Origin of the sequence: Novosphingobium mathurense (assembly GCF_900168325.1) — a bacterium.
GTDB lineage: Bacteria > Pseudomonadota > Alphaproteobacteria > Sphingomonadales > Sphingomonadaceae > Novosphingobium > Novosphingobium mathurense.
Genome location: NZ_FVZE01000008.1, coordinates 83878 through 108224 on the forward strand (window position 1 = coordinate 83878; position 24347 = coordinate 108224).

The following is a 24347-nucleotide window of genomic DNA, read 5'->3' on the forward strand; positions in this document are numbered from 1 at the left end:
CTCACAAGGTTTGGGGGAAGCCTCCCCCACTATTTGCGACGAAATATTCTCTGGAAGAGGCCCGGTTTTTCCAAGGCTTCGAGTTCGGCGATACTTTCGGGAGTGACGATTCGCCTGCGTAACTGCGTGCCGGTGGTGTGCGACGGCACTTCCGGAAGTTCCCAGGCTTCGGGTTCCACGCCCGGATCGGCGCCCGGATCTGCCAGTTCGCGCAGTTCCAGAAGAGCCGCCGTTTCCTCCAACGGGCGAGGGTCCTCGAAGGCTTCTTCGAAGCCGGGCGACGGCTGATGGGCCGCCGGTGCGAAGCTGCCGTAGTCGGGGGCGGGTGTCTCGGCGACCGGGCCCGGGATCGGTACCGTCTGCGGTGTGGGTGCGCACACGAAGGCGCTGGGCGCGGCCACTGCCGGGGCGGAGACGAAAGGATAGGATTCGTTGCTGCCGACCAGAACCGCCATCGGACGCGGCAGGCCTTCGCGCATGGCGGTGTCGCGGATCGCGATATGGGCCAGGACGGCGATGAAGCTGGCGCCGAGCATATAGGCGCGGCGCTCTTGCTCGCTGGCATCGCCGCCGGGGCGGCAGCGATGCTCCAGCGCAAAGACGGCGCCATAGAGATCGTCGATACCGGCAATGCCGATCGTGTCGTCCACTTCGACGAATCGATCCGTCCAGCGGCTTCCGGAGCCAACGTAGCCGCCCGTCAGCGAAGCGCGGTCGCAGCGCGAGAAGGGCCAGGCGTCATCGGTGTAGTAGTGGGTCTCGACGTGCAGCGGCATCAGGCCGGAAGGTTCGGGCGACAGGCCGATGTGGTCCGGGTCGCTGAGGTCGATGCCAATGGCGGTGATCGGTGCGCCGAGCGTGTCCAGATGCGCCAGCCGTCCGGCAATGTCTTCCCATCCGGTGATCGACAGGTCAGCTGAGGTAAGCTGCGGGAATCGTTCGGGCAGGGGAAGTCCGGGGCAGCTGACCATGGCGATTCGGCTTCGCAGCCAGGTTTCCGCCTGTTCGGCCTGGCCTTCGCGCAGTAGGACCTCGATGGCGTGGCGGAATTCCTCATCGACCATTCCGTCGATCGTGATTTCGGCCAGCATGTTATTGTCTCCTGATGACCCGTAGGATCGCAGATAGAAGTGCAATCGTTTATTTCGGGTTACGGGATTAATTTCGGGTAACGCCCGACCGTGTGCAGGCCCTCAAGCGGGGCCGGAAATCGGCTCACGGCAAACGCCATCTGGAAATCGTGGCGGCAGTCCTCTAGGGGGCTGCGCTTGCAACCAGTTTTCTTGAGAAGAAGCGCGACAACGCCATGACCCATCCCTATCGCTCCCACACTTGCGGCGCCCTGACTGCGGCCGATGTCGGCCAGACCGTCCGCCTGTCCGGCTGGGTGCATCGCAAGCGCGACCACGGCGGCGTTCTCTTCGTGGACCTGCGCGACCACTACGGCATCACCCAGGTGGTGACCGACGCGGACAGCCCCGCGCTCGAAATTCTCGATTCGCTGCGCCTCGAAAGTGTCGTGACCATCGAGGGCAGCGTGAAGGCGCGCACCGAGGCGACCGTGAACCCGAACCTGCCGACCGGCGCGATCGAGGTCTATGCGCGCGCTGCCACGGTGCTGTCGAGGGCCGAGGAGCTGCCGATGCCGGTTGCCGGTGAGCAGGAGTATCCGGAGGACATCCGCCTCAAGTACCGCTTCCTCGACCTGCGCCGCGAGACGCTTCACGCCAACATCGTGACGCGCACCAGGATCATCTCGGACATGCGCCGCCGCATGGAAGGCATCGGCTTCACCGAGTACTCGACGCCGATCCTGACCGCGTCTTCGCCCGAGGGTGCACGCGACTTCCTCGTGCCCAGCCGCATCCATTCGGGCAAGTTCTACGCGCTGCCGCAGGCCCCGCAGCAGTACAAGCAGCTGCTGATGGTCGCCGGTTTCGACCGCTACTTCCAGATCGCGCCGTGCTTCCGCGACGAAGACCCGCGCGCCGACCGTCTGCCGGGCGAATTCTACCAGCTCGACCTCGAGATGAGCTTCGTTACCCAGGAGGAAATCTGGGAAACGATGGAGCCGGTGATCCAGGGCGTCTTCGCCGAGTTCGCCAAGGGCAAACCGGTCACCCCCTCGGGCGAATTCCGCCGCATTCCCTATGCCCAGTCGATGCTGGACTACGGTTCGGACAAGCCGGACCTGCGCAACCCGATCATCATCAAGGACGTGACCGATCACTTCCGGGGCTCGGGCTTCGGCATCTTCGCCGGCATCGTCGAGAACGGCGGCAAGATCCGCGCGATCCCGGCGCCGGGCGCCGGTGCGGGCAGCCGCAAGTTCTTCGACGAGATGAACAACTGGGCGCGCGGCGAGGGCTTCTCTGGCCTTGGCTACATCAACATCAAGGACGGCGTCCCCGGCGGCCCGATCGCCAAGAACCATGGCGAGGAGAAGACCGCGGCGCTGATCGAGGCGCTGGGCCTTGGCCCCAACGACGGCGTGTTCTTCGCTGCGGGCAAGGAAGAGCAGGCGGCCAAGCTCGCCGGTCTCGCCCGTACCCGCGTCGCCGAGCAGCTTGACCTGATCGACAGGGACCGTTTCGAGCTGTGCTGGATCGTCGACTTTCCGTTCTTCGAATGGGACGAAGACAACAAGAAGGTCGACTTTGCGCACAACCCGTTCTCGATGCCGCAGGGCGGCATGGACGCGCTCACCTCGCAGGACCCGCTCACGATCAAGGCGTTCCAGTACGACCTCGTGTGCAACGGCTACGAGATCGCTTCCGGCTCGATCCGTAACCAGAGCCCCGAGTTGATGGTCGCGGCCTTCGAGAAGGTCGGCCTGTCGAAGCAGGACGTCGAAGATCGTTTCGGCGGTCTCTACCGCGCCTTCCAGTACGGCGCCCCGCCGCACGGCGGCATGGCCGCGGGCGTCGACCGCATCGTCATGCTCCTGTGCGGTGCGCAGAACTTGCGCGAAATCACGCTGTTCCCGATGAACCAGCGCGCCGAAGACCTGCTGATGGGCGCGCCGTCGCCGGCCGAACTCAAGCAGCTTCGCGAACTGCACTTGCGCGTGGTCGATCCGGTTAAGCCCGCTGCCTCCACGCCGGGCCACGTTGTCGCTCCCGACGCGGGCTGATAGACTGGCTCCAGCCTGAAATGGGTAGGCCGGCTCCGGTTGAGTCGGCCCGCGCATCCGCCCGGGCAGAAGGTCCGGGCCGTGCGCGACCAGGCAGCCGGTCGGCGAGCCCCATGGCCTTGCAACCGGAACGGTGGTCGTTCCGGCACAGCCCGGAGCTTGCACGATGAAGCAGCAGATTGCACTTGTCACGCTGGGCGTCGCCGACATGGGGCGGTCCAAGGCTTTTTATCGCGAAGGGTTCGGCTGGCAGCCGGCCTTCGAGATGGACGACGTGGCCTTCTTCCAGATGAACGGCTTCGTGTTCGGCATCTGGGGGCGCGACGATCTGGCTCAGGACATGCAGCGCGAGGCGGGCGGTTCCGGCAGCTTTGCACTGGCGCACAACGTGGAAAGCGCCGAGGCGGTCGATGCCACGATCGCCCGGCTGGTTGCTGCCGGGGCCTCGCTGTTGCGGGCCGCGGACAGTCCAACCCACGGCGGTTACCGCGGCTACGTTGCCGATCCCGATGGCCATGCCTGGGAAATTGCCTGGAATCCCGCCTGGACAGTGGATAACAGGGGGTATGTCACCGTGCCGACATCCTCCTAAGTTCAGCGGGAGGCTTGCCAGCTCGACTCGTTCTCATTAGGGCGACTTTCGAGATTTTATCCTCCGGATTGAGAAGGGGTCTATTCAAATGAGCGATACCGCCGATCGGGTTAAGAAGATCGTCGTTGAGCACCTCGGCGTCGAAGCCGACAAGGTGACCGAAGAAGCAAGCTTCATCGACGATCTGGGCGCAGACAGCCTCGACATTGTCGAGCTGGTCATGGCCTTCGAAGAAGAATTCGGCGTCGAGATCCCGGACGATGCTGCTGAGAAGATCAGCACCGTTTCCGATGCGATCAAGTACATCGAAGAGAACAAGGGCTGAGCCAGTCCTTCGGTTTCGCCGCTTCCCTGACGCGTGTCAGGGGGCGGGATACCGGAACCCGGATTGATATCGACAGGCTCGACCTCTAAGGGGCGGGCCTGTTGCCGTTTCGGCCAACTGAATTACCCTGGCCAGATGCATTACCGGCCAACTGCATTTTTGGAGAGCATGAATGCGTCGCGTCGTCGTTACCGGACTTGGTCTTGTCACCCCGCTGGGTGCCGATGTTGAGACCACCTGGGCCAATATCCTCGCCGGCAAGAGCGGCGCGGGGCCGATCACCAAGTTCGATGCCTCGGACCAGAAATGCCGTATCGCCTGCGAAGTGAAGCCGGCCGATCACGACTATGGCTTCGACGCCAACAAGCGCGTCGACCACAAGGTCCAGCGTCAGGTGGATCCGTTCATCGTCTTCGGTATCGATGCTGCGGGCCAGGCGATCGAAGACGCCGGTCTTACTGACATGGACGAGGAAACCCGCCTCATGGCCGGCTGCTCGATCGGTTCGGGTATCGGCGGTCTGCCTGGCATCGAAAGCGAATCGCTCGTGCTGGCCGAGAAGGGCCCGAGCCGTGTCTCGCCGCACTTCGTCCACGGACGCCTGATCAACCTGATCTCGGGCCAGGTCTCGATCAAGTACGGCCTGATGGGTCCGAACCACGCGGTCGTTACCGCCTGTTCGACCGGCGCCCACTCGATCGGCGATGCTGCGCGCATGATCAAGGATGGCGATGCCAACATCATGCTGGCAGGCGGCGCCGAAAGCACCATCTGCCCGATCGGCATTGCCGGCTTCGCGCAGGCCCGTGCGCTGTCGACCAATTTCAATGACGATCCGACCAAGGCCAGCCGCCCCTACGACCAGGCCCGCGACGGCTTCGTCATGGGTGAGGGCGCCGGTGTCGTCGTGCTCGAGGAGTACGAGCACGCGAAGGCTCGTGGCGCCAAGATCTACTGCGAAGTGATCGGCTACGGTCTGTCGGGCGACGCCTACCACGTCACTGCGCCGCACCCCGAAGGCTCGGGCGCGTACCGCTCGATGGCGATGGCGCTGCGCAAGGCCGGTGTCGAGCCCAAGGACATCGATTACATCAACGCCCACGGCACTTCGACGCCACTTGGCGACGAGCTCGAGCTGGGCGCGGTGCGCCGCCTCTTTGGCGACGCCATAGCGGATGTTTCGATGAGCTCGACCAAGTCGGCGATCGGCCACTTGCTCGGCGGCGCGGGCGCGGTCGAATCGATCTTCTGCATCCTCGCGCTGCGCGACCAGATCGTGCCGCCCACGCTCAACCTCGATAACCCGAGCGAGAGCTGCCAGGGCGTCGATCTCGTGCCGCACACCGCGAAGAAGCGCGAAGTGCGCGCCGTGCTCAACAACAGCTTCGGGTTCGGCGGCACCAACGCCAGCCTGGTGATGCGCAAGATCGACTGAGGCGATAGCCGATGGAGCGGACGGGCCGATGATGTCCCGGCGCGGATGGGTTCTGGCCGCGGTGATTGCCGCGGCCGTCCTCCTGGCCCTCTGGAGCTTTCTGGGCGGCTGGTTCGGTTCCGGCCCGCTCGAGAAGGATCGCAACTTCATCGTGCCGGCGGGCGCCAGCCTCACGGCCGTTGCCGAGCGGCTGGAAGAGCAGGGCGTCATCCGCTCTGCCTCTGGCTTTGCGCTGCGCGCGCGCATCTTCGGCGGCGGCGGTGCGATCAAGGCGGGCGAGTTCGCCATTCCCGCCCACGCAAGCCCCTCGCGGGTGCTGGACATCATCACAAGCGATGACGTGATCCGCCGCTACGTGACCATTCCCGAGGGCATGCCCTCGATCATGGTGCAGGAGCGTTTGATGGCGACGCCGGAACTGACCGGCGAAGTCTCGGTGCCCGAAGAAGGCTCGGTCTTGCCCGACAGCTATGCCTACCAGTCGGGTGACAGCCGCGAGGACGTGCTGCGCCGGATGCAGGCGGCTATGGCCCGTACGATGGACGAACTGTGGGCGCAGCGTGGCAAGGACCTCGTCGTGAAGACGCCCGAGGAAGCCCTGATCCTCGCTTCGATCGTCGAGAAGGAAACCGGCAAGGCTTCCGAGCGGCGCATGGTGGCTGGGCTCTATTCGAACCGCCTCAAGGAAGGCATGCTGTTGCAGGCGGACCCGACGATCATCTACCCGATCACCAGGGGCAAGCCGCTGGGCCGCCGCATCCTCCAATCCGAGATCCAGGCGGTCAACGACTACAATACATACACGATGGTCGGCCTGCCCAGGCATCCGATAACCAATCCCGGCCGCGCCTCGATCGAGGCGGTCCTGCACCCTGCCCGGACCGATGCCCTCTACATGGTCGCGGACGGCACCGGCGGCCATGCCTTTGCCGGGACGCTCGCCGAGCATAACGACAACGTGAAGAAGTGGTTTGCGATCCGTCGTCAACGCGGTGAACTCTGAAGCCTGATGCGCTAGGCTGCCGGGCACGCCACTGAAGGCGCGCAATCCAAGGAGGCCAGACATCGGTGTAAACTTGCCCGGACAGACCCTGAGCCCCGCGCGCAAGCCCGGGGCGCCATTGCTGGTCACGGCCGAACTTCCGCCAGACGTCCTGTTCTGGGCCGACGGCCTGCGCCGCGCACATTATCCTCCCGAACGCAACCGCCTGCGCGCCCATGTTACCCTGTTTCATGCCCTTCCGGCTTCCGTGGAGGAGGAACTGGTGCAGGTCCTGAAGGACCTTGCCGCAAGCCCGCCACCGCCAGCGCGCATGACCGGCCTGATGAAATTGGGGCATGGCACCGCGCTTGCGGTCGAATCGCGCGAGGTCGTCGAAATGCACGGCGTGATTGCCGAGCGGATGCACGGCCTGCTGACCAACCAGGACGCAAGGCCGCTACGCCTTCACATCACGATCCAGAACAAGGTGACGGGCGAGGCGGCGAGGGGGCTGCAGGCCGAACTGGCCCCGCAATTGCAGCCTGTCACCTTCCGTTTTCGCGGCTTCGGTCTCTACGCCTGGGAGGACGGCTTGTGGCGTGAAATCAGGACGATTCCTTTTCGCGGATAATTCCGCATTTCAGGTGTTGACCGATCCCAACCTCCCCCCTAAAGGACGCGGCCTGCCCCGGGCAAACCGGGGCGGCCGGAACAGGCCATATGGTATGGCGGAGTAGCTCAGCCGGTTAGAGCAGCGGAATCATAATCCGCGTGTCGGGGGTTCGAGTCCCTCCTCCGCTACCATCCCTCATTTTCCGCCGACGACCCATTGCGGCCACCGGCGGACATTTTTCCAAATAAATCAAATATTTCTCGCGTCTCGCCGCAATCGCCAACGTCCCGTTGCGACCCGCTGCGACCACCCACGTCGATTTGGATTGGGGGTATTTTGGGGGTATTTTTCCGCTGTCCCCAAAACAGGCGATACCCCCAAATGGCTTTGAAGGAACTCGAGGTCAAATACGCCACCAAGCGGAAGCGCCCCTATAAGCTGTCCGATGGAGAAGGCCTGCACCTGCTCGTCCAGCCGAGCGGATCGAAACTCTGGCGCCTGAAATACCGCTTCGACGGGAAGGAGAAGCTGCTGAGTTTCGGCAAATACCCTGTCGTCACTCTGGCAATCGCGCGCGAGAAGCGGAACGCGGCCAAGCTGCTGCTCGATCAAGGCAAAGACCCTGCCGAGGTCAAGAAGCAGGCGAAAAAGCAGAGGATCGCCCTCAAGCAGTTCGAAGAGATTGCCCGGGCCTGGCATGCAAATCGCGTCGAGGGGCTCGACCCTGCCCATGCCAAGCGCGTGATCAACCGGCTGGAGCGCGACGTCTTCCCCGTCATCGGGACGCGTCCGATTGTCGAAATCGATGCGCCCGAGATTTTGGACATGATTCGAGGGGTCGAAGCGCGTGGGGCGCTCGATATCGCCCGACGCCTCAAGCAGGGCGTCAGTCAGGTCTTTCGCTTCGCGATCGCGAGCGGCTGGGCGAGTGTCGATCCGACGCTGGGGCTGAATGACGCGCTCAAACCCAAGCCGCCCGTCAAACATATGGCGCGCGTGCCTCTCACGGAATTTCCAAAGCTGGTGCAGGCGATCTTCGCCTACGATGGCGACGACACGCCTCGCCGGCGTGAGATCACCCGCGACGCGCTGCTGTTCACGTTGCTGACCTGGGTGCGGACCAGCGAAACCCGCTTTGCGGCCAGGGACGAGTTCGAAGATCTCTACGGACCGAACCCGCTGTGGCGGCTGTCGCCGGAGCGCATGAAGATGGAGCGCGAGCATCTTGTCCCCCTGTCTCGCCAAGCCGCGGCGATCGTCCAGCGGCGCCTGAAGGCGACGAACGACGTGTTCCTCTTCCCCGGCGCCAAGCCCGGAAAGCCCATTTCCGAGAACACGATGATCTATGCCTGCTACCGGATGGGGTATCTTCATCGCCAGACGGTGCATGGGTTTCGTGGACTCGGCTCGACCTGGGCGAACGAAGCCGAAAGCTACAAGCCGGACTGGATCGAAATGGCGCTCGCCCATGAGGATGAGGACGAGGTGCGCGGCGCTTACAACAGCGCGCTCTATCTCAGCGCGCGCAAGCGGATGCTTCAGGACTGGGCCGATATGATCGAGAAGCGCGGCATGCCTGGCCAAGCGGGCTGCATCGATTCGGGGGCCGAAGCGGCAGAAGTCGCAAATTTACCTGCGCACCCGCGGTATCACGGTCTCAGGTTGGTGACTCGCGATGGGACGCTGCTCCACACCCCGTAACGACACAAATTTATACGGGCGCTTGCGCTCCTTGCGAACGTGCGCATCACCTCAATTGGACTCTTGATCCACGAGAATGCCTAACGACGAAATGGCGTCCCATAGATTTTGGGAAGCAGCTCGCGCAGTTCTCCCGAGAAGGGGTAGGGACGCGAGACCTTGTCATCGAGCCCGTGAACGAGGGACCATTCCCAACCCGAGGTGTCGTTCGAAAGCATGGCGAGGCGAGCAAGGAGGGTCTCGGCCGTCGCATTTTGAAGGAGATATTCGAGCTCGTCGATCAGCACGACCGGCACGCGCGGTCGGTCTGTCGCGATGATGTCCGGATCCTTTTCGTCGGCGATGCGGTTGGCTATCGCCATTACCTCCGGGTGCAGCTTCTGAGCCATGATGAGCCAGGGGTCGGCGGTGAGCACCATGCCCAGGCAATCCTCGGCCGCCGGCCGGGGAAGGAGCCCTCGCCGGGCATGGGAGAAGTAGCGCCAAACCTGGAAGACGCCTTTGGCGATCTCTTCATACGCCGAAGCGGCGCTGCTGACCGGATCGCCGGAGAAACGCGCCGTTATCGGCATCCGCTTCGCCTTGCATTCCACCACGAGGCGCACGGTCTCGCCCTTTGAAACGAGAATGTCGGGGGTGTCGAAGCGCCGCTTCTTGGTCCCGTAGCGGTATTCGGATCCGACATCGTAATCGTCGAGCATCGCCGCGAGATAGCGCGAGCAATACTGCTCGAATCTGCTGCCCACCTCATCCCAGATCGCGCCTTCGCCGCCGACGATGTCAAAGAACAGGCCCGATGTCGCCCGCTGAAGGATCAACGGCGGAAGCGGCGCGATCGCGTCCACATCCGGCATTCCAAAGCGGAGGATTGGATGGCGGCGCAGGACACTGGGCTTGTAGCCGATATGCTCGTCGTAACCACGCAACTCCTTCGCCATCGCTCGGGCATTCGCCGGACCAAGCGAGATCCGATCGAGCACGGTCTCGATCAATGCCGCGCTAACGCCACCGACATCGCCATAGTTCGACCATGTCCCTGAGGCGGAATTGCAGCTTCCGCAAAAGATATAAAAGGCCGCCTCGATGAACTCGGGTACCGAGCAGCCGACCTGCTCGGCGAAATAGGCACCTACCTGTCCTTGCCCAAAAAGCTGGACGGCGCGGTAGAACCTCGGTTGGTTGGTAAAGCCGCGCTGCCACTCGAATTGCCGCTGCGACAGGCGGTGAACCTCGTAGAGAACATGGTTGTTCTCGAGGAAGCGGCGATCATCCGCTTCTTCTATTCGCTGGATCAGCTTCGTCAGCGCATGGATCGTCGAGAAGTTCTCTGTCACCAAAATGCGTCCGCGCCGATCCGGAATGTGCGGAAGGACCAAGGCCTCGTTTACGAGGGTCTCCAACTGCCACGGGTAGAGGACGTAAGGCGAGCCGGCATCCCCATTCATATGGTCCGGCGCGAAGCGCATATAGCGTCGCGCGGCGTCAGTATGCCCGTTCTGGATGGCCCAAGCGCACCATGTCATTCCGACAATGTCGAGAAGCGATGACTTCGAAATCAATTTCGCAAGCTTGAGCCGATAGGCCCTTTGCCCGAGAGTTTGCACGTTCAATTCCAGCTTGATGGCGGGACGCCCGCGGTATCAGCCATCCACTTAGGCGGATTTGACGCGCGGAGAAGGCTCGTCCGCGTTCGTCCGCCCCGTCGACCAGCGTTCCCCGAGATTTTCGCGATAGGAGTCGCTCGCCTTTTACGACAAAGGCCTCGACGGCATCGCCTATCGCAGCCGCCACAACAACGACCAGATCTGCTACGCGCTGTTCGACCGGATCGCCGCGGTCCATCTCGACCGGCTCGAGACGCAGCATTTTGCCGACATGCCCAATATCGCCGATCAGCTGCTGCGCCGGCACAATGCCGTCTGGGATCCGCTGCTGCCGCTCCCGCCGCTTAGCGCGCTTCCCTGAGCAGGCTGTCCGGCGTTCGACGTTGGGTGTCAGAGGGGGAGGCGTAAGCGCCAGCCCGACAGCCAGGCACGGAGGTTGGGGAGAAATTCACTTTTCGTTCTACCTAGGAGCCACTTGGCGCACTATTCAGGGGTGATCATGGGGCAATCCGGGCGCCGCCTCGCTGGCAGCGTCTTAATGAGTGGCAGGGGACTCGTGCGTGAACGATAAGGCCGAATCGCTGGCGAGGGACGTGATCTTCCTCAGCCATGCGATGCCCGAAGACACCGAGTTCGCCGCGTGGCTCGGCATGCAGCTTGCCAACGCCGGCTACCGGGTCTGGTCGGAAGCGACCCAACTGATCGGCGGCGAGCGTTTCTGGACGGATATCGAAGAAGCCTTCGATACCGTCATCGGCAAGACAGTCGTCGTCGTCTCGGGCGTGACGCGCAGCAAGAACGGCGTGCTCGATGAGATCGAACGCGCGGTGGCTACGGCCGAACGGCTCGGCATCGACCATGCCCACTATGTCGTGCCACTGGCGGTATCGCCGCTCAAACGGAGCGACATGCCGATCCAGCTCGGTCGTCAGAATGCGATCCAGTTCCATCCCTCCTGGGCGGAGGGACTGGCGCGATTGCTCAAGCTGCTCGCCCGCGACGATTTTCCCAAGGCCGCTTCGCCGAGCGCGGTCGGTGCCTGGGTTGCCAACTGGTTCGAGGGCCGCCACCGCATCGTCGAGCGTGAGACGGAGCTCATGACCAATGGGCTCGGCATCACCGCGCTGCCGGACCGGGTCCGCTTTTATAACGTCGGCGTCCCAGCCGACGCTCTGAAGCACGTCCCTGCACGGCTCTCGGTTCCGAGCGTCATCAACGGCGCCCTGCTTGTCACCTTCGCCGGCGAGGAGGAAATTCGCGAGATGCTCGGTTCTGAAATCGCGCTGACCCTGCGCGCGGACGTCGGGATCGAGGAATTTCTTGCCAGCGATGTCGAGAAGGGGGGCCCCTATGTCTCCCGCCGCGACGCTTCGAACCACGTCGTCAACATGTTGCGCCAAGCTTGGGACAATTTCTGCGAAGCGCGAGGACTAAATCGTCTCGAACTCGCCTCGGGACGGGTCGGCTGGTTTCTCCCCTTGGGCATGGTCGAGGGCCAGTTCGTGCGCTTCGTCGATTTCGACGGCAAGTCACGCAAGCGGTATCTCTACGGCGTCAAGACCAAGAAGGTCGGGGATGAGCGTGTGGTAGGCATGCACTGGCATTATGCGCCACGGCTGCAGTTTGCGTTGGGCGACGTCGACGAAGTTCATGTCGAGGCCCATGTCGCTTTCACCGTGAATGGCCGCGAACTGCTCGGTGATCCCGACAAGGCGCACAAGATTCGCCGCAGCTTCTGCAAACAATGGTTCAACGAGCAGTGGCGTACGCTCCACCTGGCCTATTTTTCGTTCCTGTCGGACGGCACGGAGCGCATCGAATTGCCCGTCTCGCGCGACCAGGTCTGCGTTATCGACACACGCCCGGAGCGCTATTCCAGTCCGGTCACCTTCGAACCTCCGCCGCGCAAGGTAAGGGCGGGTGCGGCGGCGCCCGCGGCTGCCGAGGAGGAGGAAGTGCCCGAGGACGATCCCGATGTCGACGAGGACGACGTGATCGATCCCTGGGACGATTTCGATGCCGAAGGTGACGAATGAGCGACATCTGGTACATTCCCGAGCCGCGCTGCATCTTCGGTTATGGCCAGTCGATGGAGCATCCCAAGGACGGGCTGACCGCCTTCGGTCCCGTCCATGATCAGCGCCAGCCGAAGGAGCTGCGCATCGGCGCTATCGGGACGCCGGATGGGCTGCGCTATTTCAGGCAATGGGTCGGATCGATCCAGGGCCCAGTTCCGGTCAGCAAGAAGGACGATCCCAAGCAGTCGCTCTTTCCGGGCTTCGCTGCGACCTTTCGCTGCAGCTGGGCCGAAGAGCCGATCGCGAGCATCGAGATCGATCCCAAGGAGATCGAGGAGACGCTGCGGCACGCCGACGGGCACCAGCGCATTTACAACACCGTCAGTCTCTATGAGAGCCGGATTGCCAAATATGTGAACGAGGAGGACTTCCCCGTCTCCTTGTGGTTCGTGATCATCCCCGAAGCGGTCTACGAGCGCGGACGGCCCAAGTCGCAGGTGCCGCTGGCCGAAAGGACGCACAAGGAGGAGGCGCTCTCGCATAAGCAGGCGAAGTCGCTCGCGACGGCTCCCTTCTTTCCCTTTCTCGATGCCCTGAATCGGGGCGCCGAGATGCACCGCTATGCGCGCGATTTTCGCGATCAGCTGAAGGGCCGGCTGCTGGGGCCGCGCGCCGTTGTCCAGGTCGTGCGCGAAACCACGCTCGCACCGCATGCCTTCACCAAGTCGAACGGCGCACCGCTGCGCAGTCTTCAGGACCCCGTCGATGTGGCCTGGAATCTCGCGACTGGCGCCTTCTACAAAGCCGGCGGTCAGCCATGGCGGCTAGATGGCATCCGTTCCGGTGTCTGCTATCTCGGCATGGTCTACAAGCGGCTGGATGAGCACTCGGGAAGTCAGGCTTGCTGCGGCGCGCAGATGTTCCTGACCGATGGCGACGGCCTCGTCTTCAAGGGAGCGGTGGGGAACTGGTATTCCGAAGAATCGCGCGAATACCATCTCGACGAGGCACAGGCCGAGACGCTGATGCACAAGGCGATCGACGCGTACCGCGCTCAGCACAAGGACGATCCACGCGAAGTCTTCATCCATGGCCGCGCGCGCTTCAACGACGCAGAATGGAAAGGGTTCGAAAAGGCGATACCCGAAACGACCAAGCTGGTCGGCGTAAGGATCAAGCGGAACAATCTTCGCAAGCTCTATCGCGGTGACAAATATACCGCGTTGCGTGGCCTGGCGCTGCCGTTCTCGGAAACCAGCGGGCTGTTGTGGACGCTCGGCTTCGTGCCGCGCCTGCAGACCTATCAGGGCCGCGAGGTTCCCAATCCGCTGCTGATCGACATCTGCCGCGGCACGGCGAATCTGCGCACGGTCATGACGGACGTCCTCGCGCTCACCAAGGTCAATTTCAACGCGTGCCTCTATGCGGACGGTATGCCCGTGACCCTGCGCTTCGCCGATCGCGTCGGCCGCGTCCTCACGGCGATTCCACCCGAACTGGATCCGCCACCCCTGCCGTTTCGGCACTATATCTGAGACGAGGAGGTTCCGTGAGCTCGCCGCCGCCCTTATCCGAGGACTCGCTCGTTCAGATGCGCGTCGCGCACCTATCCATGATCCAGGGTGTCATTTCGCGCCTGTCGGGCTTCAGCGCCAATGCGAAAAACTTCTGCATAACGGTGATGGCAGCGCTGGTTGCGGTCGCCTTCCAAAAGCCCGTCCCGGAGCTGATATGGGCGGGCGTCGCGGTCCCTGCCTTGTTCGCCCTGCTCGATGCTTATTACCTCGCGCAGGAAAAGCGGTTCAGATTCCTGTACGAAACCGCGAGCGCCGCGCCCGTGGCGATGGCCGAAGACATGAGCCTCAAGGCTCAATCGCTCGACGCACGGCGACTCTCGCGTGCAGTCTTCAGCCTATCTGTCGGGGGATTCTACTTGGCGTTGCTGGTCGGGATGTTGCTTCTCCTGTATATTGCCAGCCATGGACCCGAACCGAAACTTTCTGGCGGAGATCGCGCGAATTCTGGGCGAACCGCCGTGGCAACCGCAAAACCATCTCCAGTCGCTGGCAGAAGCACTGCTCAGCCCGCAGCTGCGCCAAAGCAATCCACTCCCGCCGGTGAACCCACCGGTGCCCTCGCTCAATAGCCTGTTCGGGCTGGCGATGGCGCACGATACGCATGTCAGGCCGCAGCCGACGTCGCTCGACCGGATGTTTGCTGACCTTCAAAAGCTGGGGAGCCAGCCGCCGGCCCCGCGTCCGCTTGCACCCACTCCCGCCGTTCGGCGCGTCTTCTATTCTTTCCACTACGATGACGTCTTCCGGGTCAACCATGTCCGGAACGCCGGCAAGATCCGTGCAGTCGACCGCGGCCGCCAGCTGACGCCGCAGGACCGGAGCCTCTGGGAGAGAGTCAAGCGGACGAACCCCGCGAACCTACGCCGCGTGATCGACGCGCGGCTGCAGGGGACGTCGGTGACGTGCGTGCTCGTCGGCTCCGAGACCTGGGAACGCGAGTGGGTGCGCTATGAGATCGCGCGCAGTTTCTTCCGCGGCAACGGACTTCTCGCCGTCCACATCGACAAATGCCCGTGCCCGCGAAACGGAATTTCACGGCAGGGAGCCAACCCGCTCGCCTATCTCGCGCTTGGGTGGGACATGCGGATCTACGAGCATGTCGCTGGTGGTTGGTATCACTATTCCAAGATCCAGCAACGGATGACGAGTTGGCCGAGATGGCTGCCGAAGCCGTCGCATGGCCGTGTCATGCCGCTCAGCGAAGGTACGGCCAGCTACGACTGGAAGCTGCATGACGGATATCGCAATCTTCTGCGCTGGACGGATGCAGCGGCAAAGATCGCTGGGCGTTGAGACGCGTCAGAACGCTAAGGGCATTAAGCGTGGGAGCAGTTGGTGGAGAAAGGCCGTGCGCCGCAGGAAGAGTAAACCCGAGCGTCATTGGTCCGATCCGATACCGTTGGAGAACACGGGAAAGGTTGAGCAGAGCGAACCAAGAACCCGCTATTCGCGGGGCCTTCTGAATGAGATAATTGATGTTTGGCAGCCATATTACCGCGAGCGCCTGACCGACGAGGATGCGCGCGAGATCATCGAGAACATGGTCGGATTTGTCCGCCTCCTGAAGCACCGACAGGCTCGGACGCCTCACGCTGGCGATTCAGCGCATACTGATTAGAGCGAGGGCTCGAAACGCCACTCCCTCCCCTTCGTGGACGATATTCGAACTGCGTTTCAGGGGAATGCCAAGGAAATCAGCGCGATAGTCGCAGGCCTTCGGTGCGCCGGCCTACTATCGCCTGGATTTAGCAGTGAATGGACATGATTTTCGAACCGACTGCTAAAGGCGATCACGCGTGCAATGCGTTTGCTCGAAAGGTACGTTGAGTGAAATCGGCGTCTCAGGACTTGGTCGACGCATGTTCAGGCACTTTTTGCTCTGAAGCCTCAGAGGAGTTCGACCGCGAATGGCCGAGAATTCAGTCCTCGCCGCTTTTCCAGCCCAGAAGATAGGAGAGACAGAAGGCTGCGAGGCCAGCACCCCCTGCGGCGATGATGATTGCAGCATGTAGCCATTCATAGGCAGTGCGAGTGAGTGTGGGACTGCCCCAGGCGATGCCGATTGCCTGCAGGAGCACAAGGCAACAGCCAAGGAGCAAGGACAATGCGAGCAGCCACTTAAAGACCGTAAGACCTAGACGCGTAAGCGATGATCGCATCGACGTTTCCGGGAGTGCCACACGAACTCTCCTAAAAGCTCACAAAAATCGGCAACAGCCCGCTGGCGATGGCGACGCCAATTGCGACGATTGGCAGGACGAACCAGACGACCAGACGCACGAAAGTCCGCGCGGGATCGATGCCCGCGATGCTGGTAGCGATATAGATCGGGGCGGCGCCAGGCGGTGAGGCGCCCTCGGTCGATGCGAAGACCAGGATTGCGGTGGCCGCCACGGCAGGCGGAACGCCCGCCGCGGTCAGCGCACTGAAGGCCACGCCGCCGACTGCCGCAATCGTCGCGGTTCCGGTGAGCGGTGCGGCTATGAGGACGATGAGAAGGCCGATCCCAGTTGCCAGAATGGGTAACGGCGCGTTGATCCCGTCCATGAGAACACGAAGTTGCTCGACTAGGCCCAGCGAACCCAGCGCCGCCGCCGCCGCAAAGGCGAAGACGATTGCGGTGCCGATCAGTGCGTATCGCGGCGCGCTTTCAGTCAGCACAGCATCCCAAGCCACAATCGAACGCGGCAGTCTGCGCCAGCCCACCAGCACCGCAGCGAACATCATGACCACGGGAATCCAGACGATGATGCTCACGGTGTCGGCGGCTTCGCCCACGCGGCGACTGAGAAAACCTTCTCCCCAATCGGTAGTAAGAAAAATGGGGACGATGAGGCCTAGATAAACCAACAGCGAACTCCAACGCGGACGAGGGCCCGCGCCGGCCTCGGGCTGATCGCCGTTCACTGCCCCGATTCCATAGAGCCTTACCCAACAGAACACGACCATGAGGCGGTAGAGCACGGTCCATAGCCCGCCAACGAGCGCGGCCGAGAACAACTGATTTGCCGAAAGGACCGGCGCAACTGCGGCCGAACCCAACAGCAGGAACATCGACGAGCTCGGCGGAATGGAGATGCCGAGGCCAGCATTGCCGGCGACGAGGGATGCGGCGAGATCGGGCTGCCAATTCGTGCGGATCATCCAGGGAATGGTGACTGATCCGACTGACGACGCGATCCCCGCGCCCGATCCGGCAGCGCTGCCAAGCAGTGCGGAAGCGACGGTCGAAACATAGCCGGCGCCACCCCGGAAACGACCAAACGCTCGATTGAGTAGCGCCACCTGGTCTTCGATCAGTCCGAGCTTGGTAAGCAAGAAGCCCATGAACACGAACGCGACGGCTGCGAACACGACGTCTTCCGAAAAGGCGTCGGCCAGTCCGCTCGCAAACAGCTGGACGCAATCGCGCCCTCCGAAGACGCAGATCAGCAGGAAACCGACGATCAGCGCTTCGCCGATGTTACGTTTGAATACCCCGTTCCACGCGATGATGGTGACAACATAGGCGATCAGCGCCCAGACCGCGATGCCCAAGGGCGCCTCCCTTCACTGGTCGGGTGGCTCGCGAGGCGATTAGCCGCTGTCTGTTGATGACGCATCACGGTAGGACCTTCAACGGCGCAGGATAGGAGACGAAGCTGCGATAGTCGTTCGGGTCGCCGCGTCCCTTGTAGCGCGCTTGCAGTGGATAGGGATATAGCGGCCGCGTGAACTTGACACGCGAGCGGTCGTGAGGCAGCGTGATGAAATCGCCCTGGCTGTCGCCCTCAACATGGCCGGCGATCATCATGTCGGGCGCTTCGCCACGCTCCACCCAAGCTTCGAGATGGGCGAGGAAATCGACGGCGTTCGCGCCCGGCCCGCCGGTACAATGGCCGCGCCCCGGAATCATGAACAACCTAGCGAAGTCTTGGGTCTTGGCCTGTCCCCCCATGGCACGCGCCACCGCTTCGTAATAGTCGATCGTGCCGCGCGCGAGTGGGGTACCGCTGTCGTCCCACCCATGGGCAATGATCAGCTTGCCACCCGCCCGCTTGAAACGGCGCAAGTCGGGATTGTCGGCGCTGAGCAGCGCCTCCATCATGCCCATGCGCTTGTAGTCGCGGTCGAAGTCGAAGCTGCCCTGCGTCCAGCCCGGCCCAGGATCTGGCATGAATGCCATATATCCGAAGGCCTTCGCCGAAGCGTTGGCGAGCTTGGGCGTCACAGCGAAGCTAAGGGGGCCCTTCTCGGCGCCGAGATTGGGTCCGTAGAAAATGCGCTTCCCGCTGGATGTCTGCGGGCCGGCATAGACGAGCTCAGCGGCCTTTACCTGATTAGGCGTGAAGCAGGCCGATGTGCGGTCAGGCGTGCACGCGAGCGACGAGACGCGAAAACGGCAGCTCGGCGGATCATTGATGACGCCATCCTTGAGCCCGTCATTGCCGTCGCACGCTGCCAACACGGCATTGTGCAGGAGGTCGACATCCGCGGCGGAGAACAAGGGTTGTCCTTGGGCGTCGGTCGTCACGCGCGCGATCCATTCGGTTGTGAGCTTGGCCATCATGCCGTTGACGCTGGGCTCAAGCGCGACGATCCCGTCGAAATCCCACGGAAAGCGCTGCGCTTCCATCAGCCCCTGGCGACCGCCGCCGGAACAGCCGAGCATATACGAGTAGCGCGGTGCCTCTCCGTACAGCTGGGCGGCAATCGCCTTGCCCGCAAGAGTGACGACGTGGGTTGCACGAAAGCCGAAATCGACTTCAGCCTGGAGATTGTCGTAGGCCCATAGGCTATCGCCGAACGCATTTCCCATTCCGTCCCGGCTGGTGTGGTGGCCACGGTCGGATCCGATGCACGCATACCCGCGGCGAAGCATTTCATCGCACAGGCCGTCCAGCAGCTGGCCGTTGAACCGTGTCGTTCCGCAATTGCCGCCGCAGCCGACCTGGATAAACTTGCCGTTCCAGCTGTGCACTGGAAGCAGGAATTCGAAGCCGACTTGCGGTGCCACATAACCTTGCACATGGCACGCCGCGGGACGAATTCCTTGCGCAGGCAAAACGACCGCGCGCATCACCTGTGTCGGCGCGTCCTGCACTTTGGTGAAATCGTGATCCTCGAGGGCTGCGCAAGCCTGCTTGGAGATCGTCCGGGCGGCCGGCGTCCTTTCGGCATCCTGGCCGCCGGCTGGCGGAGCGGCGGCAACGATGCTGAGTGCGATCACTCCTGCCAATGTGAGCTGCCGTTTCATACTTCCATCCTTTCAGTCAAACCCCGATCAACGAAACGGCGCGAGACAATATCGATCAGTACAGTCAAGTCGGGCTCTTGCATCAAAGAGATTTTGTTGGAGGCAGGGCACCTGCGCCTCTGAATCTGCGAAGAAGTAAGAGTTCATATGCAAACCCCCTTATGTGCGAGTATGTGCGAGCGATCTAGACTGGACGGATGGAATCAAGCATGACAGGCCCGATGTCGATCAAGCCGAGAAACGCGCTTTGACTAAGCCGAGTGTCCCTGAGCAGCCTCCCGAGCTGGGCGGATTGTACGTGACCGCCGAGGAAGCGGCCCAGATGCTGGGCGTCACGGTCCAGACTCTCTATTCCTATGTTAGTCGCAGGCCCGTGCGGTCCGAACTGATGCCCGGCAGCCGCAAGCGCCGCTATTGGAAACCCGACGTCGAAGCTCTCCGGCCGGGGCAGGAGCCTGCCGCGGCGACTACGGTACCGACAGCGATCACGCTTGTGACTGAAGCCGGGCTCTATTACCGCGGTGAGAGCGCGATCGAACTGTCGCGCGGCTCCAGCATCGAAACCGTCGCCGCGCACCTGTGGCAAGTGGATGAGCAGTCGGTATTCGGTGCGTGTCCGGCGCTTGCGTCGGACCGTTATCGCGCCTTGCGACACTCCATCGCGCACTTGCCCGCGGTCGATCGCTGCTCGATTCTCCTCACCGCGCTCGAAAATGAGGATCGGCGTGCCTTCGACCTCTCCCGCGAAGGGTTCCTCGCCACGGGCGCGCAGGCGCTGCGGTGGTTCGCGGCCGAACTCGTCGGCGCCGATATGCCTACGAACGAGCCGCTGCACGTCTTTCTGGGGCGCCATCTCAACGCCGACGAGGCAATGGCCGACATCCTGCGGCGGCTTCTCATCCTCGACGCCGATCATGGCATGAACGCGAGTACCTGGGCGGTGCGCAGCCTGGCGAGCACCGGCGTCACCCCCTATCGCATCGTCATTGCGGGTCTCGCGGCCTCGGGCGGGCGCCGCCTGCCCTTCGGCCAGCTCAACGCGAGCTCGCGCCTGCTCGACGAACTCCTCGGTGATGGCGAACCCGCAGACGCGCTCATGGCCCGCATCCGCGAAGGCCAGGCGATTCCAGGCTTCGGGACAGGTGTTTATGGGCCGCGCGAAGATCCCCGCGCGACCGAACTGCTCGGCGCTCTGGAAGAGCGCGTAGGGCACGACCGCCAGGTGCGGCGCCTTCGCTATGCCTGCGATGTCGCGCGCGAGATTCTCAATCGCCATCCCGACTTCGCCTTCGTCACGGTGTTCGTGTGCCGCATGCTTCATATGCGCACCGAGGATCGCGTGCTCGCCCGGCTGGGCCGGATGATCGGCTGGATCGCGCATGCTATTGAGGCCTACGACCAGAACCTGCCGCGCCCCGAGGTGTTCTATGCCGGCCCGCTGCCGGACAGCGCCGCTAGATGACGCCTTGCGCACGCAACGTCTCGAGTTCGTCGTCGGGCATGCCCAGTTCCTTGCCGAAAATGGCTTCGTTGTCCGCGCCGAGACTGCGGCCGGCGTAGCGGATACGGCCTTGCTGGCGTGAAAGCCGGAAAAGGACGTTCTGCATGCGGATGCGGCCGAGCTCAGGATCCTCGACCTCCGTGATCGTGTCGAGTGCCTTGTACTGGGAATCCTCGAAGATGTCGGCGATCGAATAGACTGGAGCCACCGCAGCTTCGGCTGCTTCCATGGCCGCAATCACCTCGGCGGCCGGGCGCGCGGCCACCCACTTGGCGACGAGCCCATCGAGCAATTCGACATGGGCGACCCGGCCATGCGCCGAGGCGAACCACGGCTCATCGACGACGTGCCCGGCGCCGACCAGCCGCATGAGCCGCACCGCGATCGAATGCGACGAGGTCGAGATGGCTAGCCATCTGCCGTCTGAGGTTCGATAGGCGTTGCGCGGCGCGTTGACGCTCGAGCGGTTGCCGGTGCGTTGCTGAACGACGCCCAACTGATCGTACATGATCGCCTGGGGGCCAAGCACCATCATCAGCGGTTCGATCAGGGCGATGTCGATCTCTTGGCCGAGCCCGGTGCGCTGCCGGGCATGGACTGCCGTCATCGCCGCGAAGGCCGCCGAGATGCCGGTGACGCCGTCCGCCAGCCCGAACGGAGGCAGCGTGGGCGGACCATCCGGGGAGCCGGTGATGGCCGCAAAGCCGCTCATGGCTTCGGCGAGTGTGCCAAAGCCGGGACGCGCCGCATAGGGACCGAACTGGCCGAATCCGGTCACGCGTACGAGGATCAGTCCCGGATTGTCGCGCGAAAGCTCTTCATAGCTCAGTCCCCAGCGCTCAAACGTGCCGGGCCTGAAATTCTCGATCACGATGTCGGCGGTCCGGGCCAACCGCCGGAAGATGTCCTGTCCTTCTGCACGGCTGAGGTTGAGGCTCACCGTTCGCTTGTTGCGGCCGAACATCTTCCACCATAGCGAGACTCCGTCCTTTGAGCCGCCATGGGTCCGGGCAGCATCGCCTTTGGGATGCTCGATCTTAATGACCTCGGCGCCGAAATCGCCAAGCAGCATGGCTGCGACCGGCCCTGCGAACAGTGTCGCGGCATCAAGCACCCTCAATCCATGCAATGGTTGATCGCTCACGCCTGCACTCCAGACTGCTGTGAGAGGAGCGCCCGGCGCAAGCGGCCGCCGGACTCGTATCGCGATGTGGCTGGCGCGATCATTGCCTGCATGTTGAGGAAGGCGCCGGCGCCAGTGCTCCTGGCAGAGGGCCCGATATTGTACTGTGCGAGACAGAAAACAGGACGATCGCGTCGATCAGCGCCAACGGGGTTCGTTCGTTGAGGACCCCCTTGCCAACGACTGTCAGCGGTAGTGGGGCCTGGAAACCCGCGTGCGCAACGCGAGATCCAGTGACTATATCTTCTTAGGCAATCTCCTCCGTGCCCGGGAGGATCAGCGCTCTCCTCTTTGTCGGCGCGCGCAGTCGTAAATCCGCCAGCAAAAGCGTGCTGTAATTGGGCGGTGATCGGAACAGACCCCCAGAAGGGGTTTAGGGGTACGGTCGCCGTCAATGCTGCCTCGAAACGAAACCCGCTCAAACGCTCTCTCCCACATGTCTAGCAGGAAGTGCGACGCTGCCGTCCAGAAGTGGTCCGCAATCAACCGATCTCCGGTTGCTGGCGCTGAACCTCCACCTGCCACGGCTGCGAGATGCTCTCCCCGCCCATGATACATGCTTAATGATATCAAACGTTGATAGACTAAATCAAGTATAAGCTTAAGTGCCGAACAGGCTCAAAAGGTGGCTTGCCTGCCGGGCAGTCGCCTCATCCACAAATGTGCCATCTTCGAGAATGAGCGCGCCGCTGCCGTGCTCGCGGGCTTTTCGATGGGCGGCTACAATCGCCTTTGCCTGCTGGAGCTCCGCGGCGCTGGGTGTGAAAGCAGAATTGACGGCGTTGACTTGGCTCGGATGGATGCAGGAACGCCCGAAAAATCCGAGCGCGCGATCTTCAGCGCAGGCGACGGCCAAGCCATTCGTATCGCTCAACGGCAGGTAGACATGGGCAACTGGCGCATCTAGCTTGAGCTGGCGAGACTTGGCGACGAGCCGAGAACGCGCGAACAACGTTTCTAGCCGGTCGGCTGTGGGGCGGCCACCGAGATCGCGCACATAATCGACCGCACCGAAGAAGAAGCGGCGGACGCGCGGTGACACGGCGGCCAATCCGTCGAGGCTATAGAGGCCTTTGGCCGACTCGATTAGCGGATAGATCATAAGCTCCCAGCCTTCAGCGGCATTCGACATCTCAGCAGCAAGTGCCCGATCGAGCTTCGCGAGGTCAGCTGCGTCTTCTGCTTTCGCCGCAACGACGCCGGTTAGCCCAGTGCTGCCGATGGCAGCGATATCCTCGAGACCGAGGTCCCCGGGATTGATCCGCACGAAGATCGGGAGCGCCAGGCCACCTGCGCCGTTCCGCAGAAAATCTCTGACAACCCGGCGAGCGTCCTGTTTGGCGGCGAGTGGAACCGCATCCTCGAGATCAAGGATGATGGCGTCGGCGCCCGTCCGACCGAGCTTCGCGAGCAGGTCCGCTCGGTTGCCGGGACAATACAGATAGGAGCGTGCGAGCAAGATCGAAGCGGCCTCGACGTTAGACAGTCGCAACCGGTGTAACCGGCGACCCGACGGCTCCTGTCAATCGAAGCGGCGGCGCGGTCAGAAAGAAGCGGTTGCGATGATGGCCGCGAAGCCAATCCGCGAGTTCCGCCAGATACCACATTTCGCCAAGATGAACCCCGATCTTGAATAGGCAATGCTCGTGAAGCGGAGCGAAGACCTGAGACTTGCGCGGCGGTTTAATCGGCAACATCTCGATCGCGCGATTGTCGGACGCGAGAGCAGCAACGCCGCTATCAGTGAGCCATTGTAGCAGCTGCGGATCAGTGCCGTCGAGAGCCGCACAGCTGTTGAACATGCGATCGCGATCCGGGTGTTTGCCCATTTCAAGCAGCACGCGGTCGAAGCCGGTATAGAGGCACAGGATGTCGCCTCGCTCCACCTGGACGCGATCCTTTTCCATGATGCCAAGCAAGTCGGCGCAGGTCACCGGATGCGGCGTTCGGCCGAAGTGTGCGTGTAGGTCGACGAGAACGCCGCGACCCTGAACCCCAGTCGCTGCCATGGTCTCGATCCCAAGTGCATCAGCGTGACTGCCTTCATAGCGAGCCCAAGGTTCGGTCCCGGACCGATTGGCTGGTGGCACCATCGAACTTGCATTCCAGCCATTATAGTAGGTGACTTTCTCCCCGGTACCGTCAGCGTCGTAGACCGCCCCGAAATGCGGGAACCCGTCCCATTGGGTCGAATACTGCGTGTAGAGGAGCGCGGCATCGTCGCTGACGACGCCCGTAGGCTGGCCGGCCGCGTCGCGATAGACGCGGTTGAAGATCGGCTGGCCGTCCTTGCCGACAACGGCGAATAGTCGCGGCGGCAATCGGTCGGGATTGGCCACATTCTCGCCTGGATAGTCGAGTGGCAAGCTCAAGCAAAAGGAGCGGCCGGCCCTGATCTCAGCGGCGCCCTGGCGCACCTTGGCCGGCGTCAGCAAGTTGATGCGGCC

General features: G+C 62.8%; 21 protein-coding genes and 1 tRNA gene. 13 read left to right on the forward strand and 9 right to left on the reverse strand.

Annotation, left to right across the window (positions count from 1 at the left end; all coding sequences use genetic code 11):
- Positions 1-29: 29 nt before the first annotated feature.
- Entirely contained in the window at positions 30-1091 is a 1062-nt protein-coding gene (locus B5483_RS18970) for a hypothetical protein (RefSeq protein WP_079731537.1), read from the reverse strand.
- 215 nt (positions 1092-1306) lie between these two features.
- On the opposite strand from B5483_RS18970, the gene aspS reads away from it, so the two are divergent.
- The 8 genes from aspS (at position 1307) to B5483_RS19010 (ending at position 8781) form a co-directional block, all read left to right on the forward strand.
- Positions 1307-3133, forward strand: coding sequence for an aspartate--tRNA ligase (aspS, locus tag B5483_RS18975; RefSeq protein ID WP_079731538.1), 1827 nt, complete (start codon positions 1307-1309; stop codon positions 3131-3133).
- 166 nt (positions 3134-3299) lie between these two features.
- A complete protein-coding gene (locus B5483_RS18980; protein WP_079731539.1) occupies positions 3300-3725 on the forward strand; it encodes a VOC family protein in 426 nt (141 codons plus the stop codon).
- Positions 3726-3813: 88 nt separating this feature from the next.
- Positions 3814-4050, forward strand: a complete 237-nt coding sequence (locus B5483_RS18985; RefSeq protein WP_007013838.1) for an acyl carrier protein — start codon at positions 3814-3816, stop codon at positions 4048-4050.
- 172 nt (positions 4051-4222) lie between these two features.
- On the forward strand, positions 4223-5485 hold the full coding sequence (fabF, locus tag B5483_RS18990; RefSeq protein WP_054946989.1) for a beta-ketoacyl-ACP synthase II: 1263 nt from the start codon (positions 4223-4225) through the stop codon (positions 5483-5485).
- 28 nt (positions 5486-5513) lie between these two features.
- Positions 5514-6488: an endolytic transglycosylase MltG gene (mltG, locus tag B5483_RS18995; protein ID WP_054946990.1), complete on the forward strand. Its 975-nt coding sequence runs from the start codon at positions 5514-5516 to the stop codon at positions 6486-6488.
- 73 nt (positions 6489-6561) lie between these two features.
- Positions 6562-7098, forward strand: a complete 537-nt coding sequence (locus tag B5483_RS19000; RefSeq protein ID WP_245829391.1) for a 2'-5' RNA ligase family protein — start codon at positions 6562-6564, stop codon at positions 7096-7098.
- A 96-nt stretch (positions 7099-7194) separates the two neighbouring features.
- Positions 7195-7271 (forward strand) — tRNA-Met (locus tag B5483_RS19005).
- A gap of 25 nt (positions 7272-7296) precedes the next feature.
- Positions 7297-8781 (forward strand): tyrosine-type recombinase/integrase, encoded by a 1485-nt coding sequence (locus tag B5483_RS19010; protein WP_245829393.1) that lies wholly within the window; start codon positions 7297-7299, stop codon positions 8779-8781.
- An 80-nt stretch (positions 8782-8861) separates the two neighbouring features.
- Here the strand turns inward: B5483_RS19010 and B5483_RS19015 are convergent, their stop codons facing one another.
- Positions 8862-10247: a hypothetical protein gene (locus B5483_RS19015; RefSeq protein WP_139384068.1), complete on the reverse strand. Its 1386-nt coding sequence runs from the start codon at positions 10245-10247 to the stop codon at positions 8862-8864.
- Positions 10248-10263: 16 nt separating this feature from the next.
- Positions 10264-10692, reverse strand: coding sequence for a hypothetical protein (locus tag B5483_RS23560; protein ID WP_245829395.1), 429 nt, complete (start codon positions 10690-10692; stop codon positions 10264-10266).
- Between the two features lie 253 nt (positions 10693-10945).
- Here B5483_RS23560 and B5483_RS19025 point away from each other — a divergent pair, with 253 nt between their 5' ends.
- Genes B5483_RS19025 through B5483_RS19035 form a run of 4 tightly spaced genes read left to right on the forward strand, consistent with a single transcriptional unit; the run spans position 10946 to position 15273 of the window.
- Positions 10946-12421 carry a toll/interleukin-1 receptor domain-containing protein gene (locus B5483_RS19025; RefSeq protein WP_079731542.1) on the forward strand — a complete coding sequence of 492 codons (1476 nt, stop codon included), beginning with the start codon at positions 10946-10948 and terminating at the stop codon, positions 12419-12421.
- The gene (locus tag B5483_RS19030; protein WP_079731543.1) at positions 12418-13938 is read left to right on the forward strand and encodes an argonaute/piwi family protein; all 1521 of its coding nucleotides are present in this window, start codon (positions 12418-12420) and stop codon (positions 13936-13938) included. The genes B5483_RS19025 and B5483_RS19030 overlap by 4 nt, the downstream gene beginning before the upstream one ends.
- A 14-nt stretch (positions 13939-13952) precedes the next feature.
- A complete protein-coding gene (locus B5483_RS23265; RefSeq protein ID WP_176168113.1) occupies positions 13953-14549 on the forward strand; it encodes a hypothetical protein in 597 nt (198 codons plus the stop codon).
- The gene (locus B5483_RS19035) at positions 14533-15273 is read left to right on the forward strand and encodes a TIR domain-containing protein (RefSeq protein WP_176168114.1); all 741 of its coding nucleotides are present in this window, start codon (positions 14533-14535) and stop codon (positions 15271-15273) included. The genes B5483_RS23265 and B5483_RS19035 overlap by 17 nt, the downstream gene beginning before the upstream one ends.
- A 626-nt stretch (positions 15274-15899) precedes the next feature.
- On the opposite strand, the gene B5483_RS23270 is transcribed toward B5483_RS19035, so the two are convergent.
- The 3 genes from B5483_RS23270 to B5483_RS19050 form a co-directional block, all read right to left on the reverse strand.
- Entirely contained in the window at positions 15900-16058 is a 159-nt protein-coding gene (locus tag B5483_RS23270; protein ID WP_176168115.1) for a hypothetical protein, read from the reverse strand.
- A gap of 112 nt (positions 16059-16170) precedes the next feature.
- Positions 16171-17517, reverse strand: a complete 1347-nt coding sequence (locus B5483_RS19045; RefSeq protein WP_217698220.1) for a TRAP transporter large permease subunit — start codon at positions 17515-17517, stop codon at positions 16171-16173.
- A 64-nt stretch (positions 17518-17581) separates the two neighbouring features.
- The gene (locus tag B5483_RS19050; protein ID WP_079731546.1) at positions 17582-19216 is read right to left on the reverse strand and encodes a tannase/feruloyl esterase family alpha/beta hydrolase; all 1635 of its coding nucleotides are present in this window, start codon (positions 19214-19216) and stop codon (positions 17582-17584) included.
- A 247-nt stretch (positions 19217-19463) separates the two neighbouring features.
- Here B5483_RS19050 and B5483_RS19055 point away from each other — a divergent pair, with 247 nt between their 5' ends.
- Positions 19464-20678 carry a citrate synthase gene (locus B5483_RS19055; RefSeq protein ID WP_139384069.1) on the forward strand — a complete coding sequence of 405 codons (1215 nt, stop codon included), beginning with the start codon at positions 19464-19466 and terminating at the stop codon, positions 20676-20678.
- Here B5483_RS19055 and B5483_RS19060 read toward each other — a convergent pair.
- The 3 genes from B5483_RS19060 to B5483_RS19070 form a co-directional block, all read right to left on the reverse strand.
- Positions 20671-21861: a CaiB/BaiF CoA transferase family protein gene (locus B5483_RS19060; RefSeq protein WP_079731548.1), complete on the reverse strand. Its 1191-nt coding sequence runs from the start codon at positions 21859-21861 to the stop codon at positions 20671-20673. The two genes, B5483_RS19055 and B5483_RS19060, sit on opposite strands and share 8 nt — an antisense overlap.
- Before the next feature lie 640 nt (positions 21862-22501).
- A complete protein-coding gene (locus B5483_RS19065) occupies positions 22502-23359 on the reverse strand; it encodes an HpcH/HpaI aldolase/citrate lyase family protein (protein WP_176168116.1) in 858 nt (285 codons plus the stop codon).
- A gap of 19 nt (positions 23360-23378) precedes the next feature.
- On the reverse strand, positions 23379-24239 hold the full coding sequence (locus B5483_RS19070) for a cyclase family protein (protein ID WP_217698221.1): 861 nt from the start codon (positions 24237-24239) through the stop codon (positions 23379-23381).
- Between the last annotated feature and the right edge of the window lie 108 nt (positions 24240-24347).

Bases quoted from the DNA above. Each gene is read 5' to 3' on its own strand.
- B5483_RS18980 (WP_079731539.1), top strand. From the start codon at position 3,300: ATGAAGCAGCAGATTGCACTTGTCACGCTGGGCGTCGCCGACATGGGG.
- B5483_RS18970 (WP_079731537.1), bottom strand. From the start codon at position 1,091: ATGCTGGCCGAAATCACGATCGACGGAATGGTCGATGAGGAATTCCGC.
- mltG (WP_054946990.1), top strand. From the start codon at position 5,514: ATGATGTCCCGGCGCGGATGGGTTCTGGCCGCGGTGATTGCCGCGGCC.
- B5483_RS19015 (WP_139384068.1), bottom strand. From the start codon at position 10,247: ATGCGCTTCGCGCCGGACCATATGAATGGGGATGCCGGCTCGCCTTAC.
- B5483_RS18985 (WP_007013838.1), top strand. From the start codon at position 3,814: ATGAGCGATACCGCCGATCGGGTTAAGAAGATCGTCGTTGAGCACCTC.
- aspS (WP_079731538.1), top strand. From the start codon at position 1,307: ATGACCCATCCCTATCGCTCCCACACTTGCGGCGCCCTGACTGCGGCC.
- B5483_RS19030 (WP_079731543.1), top strand. From the start codon at position 12,418: ATGAGCGACATCTGGTACATTCCCGAGCCGCGCTGCATCTTCGGTTAT.
- fabF (WP_054946989.1), top strand. From the start codon at position 4,223: ATGCGTCGCGTCGTCGTTACCGGACTTGGTCTTGTCACCCCGCTGGGT.
- B5483_RS19050 (WP_079731546.1), bottom strand. From the start codon at position 19,216: ATGAAACGGCAGCTCACATTGGCAGGAGTGATCGCACTCAGCATCGTT.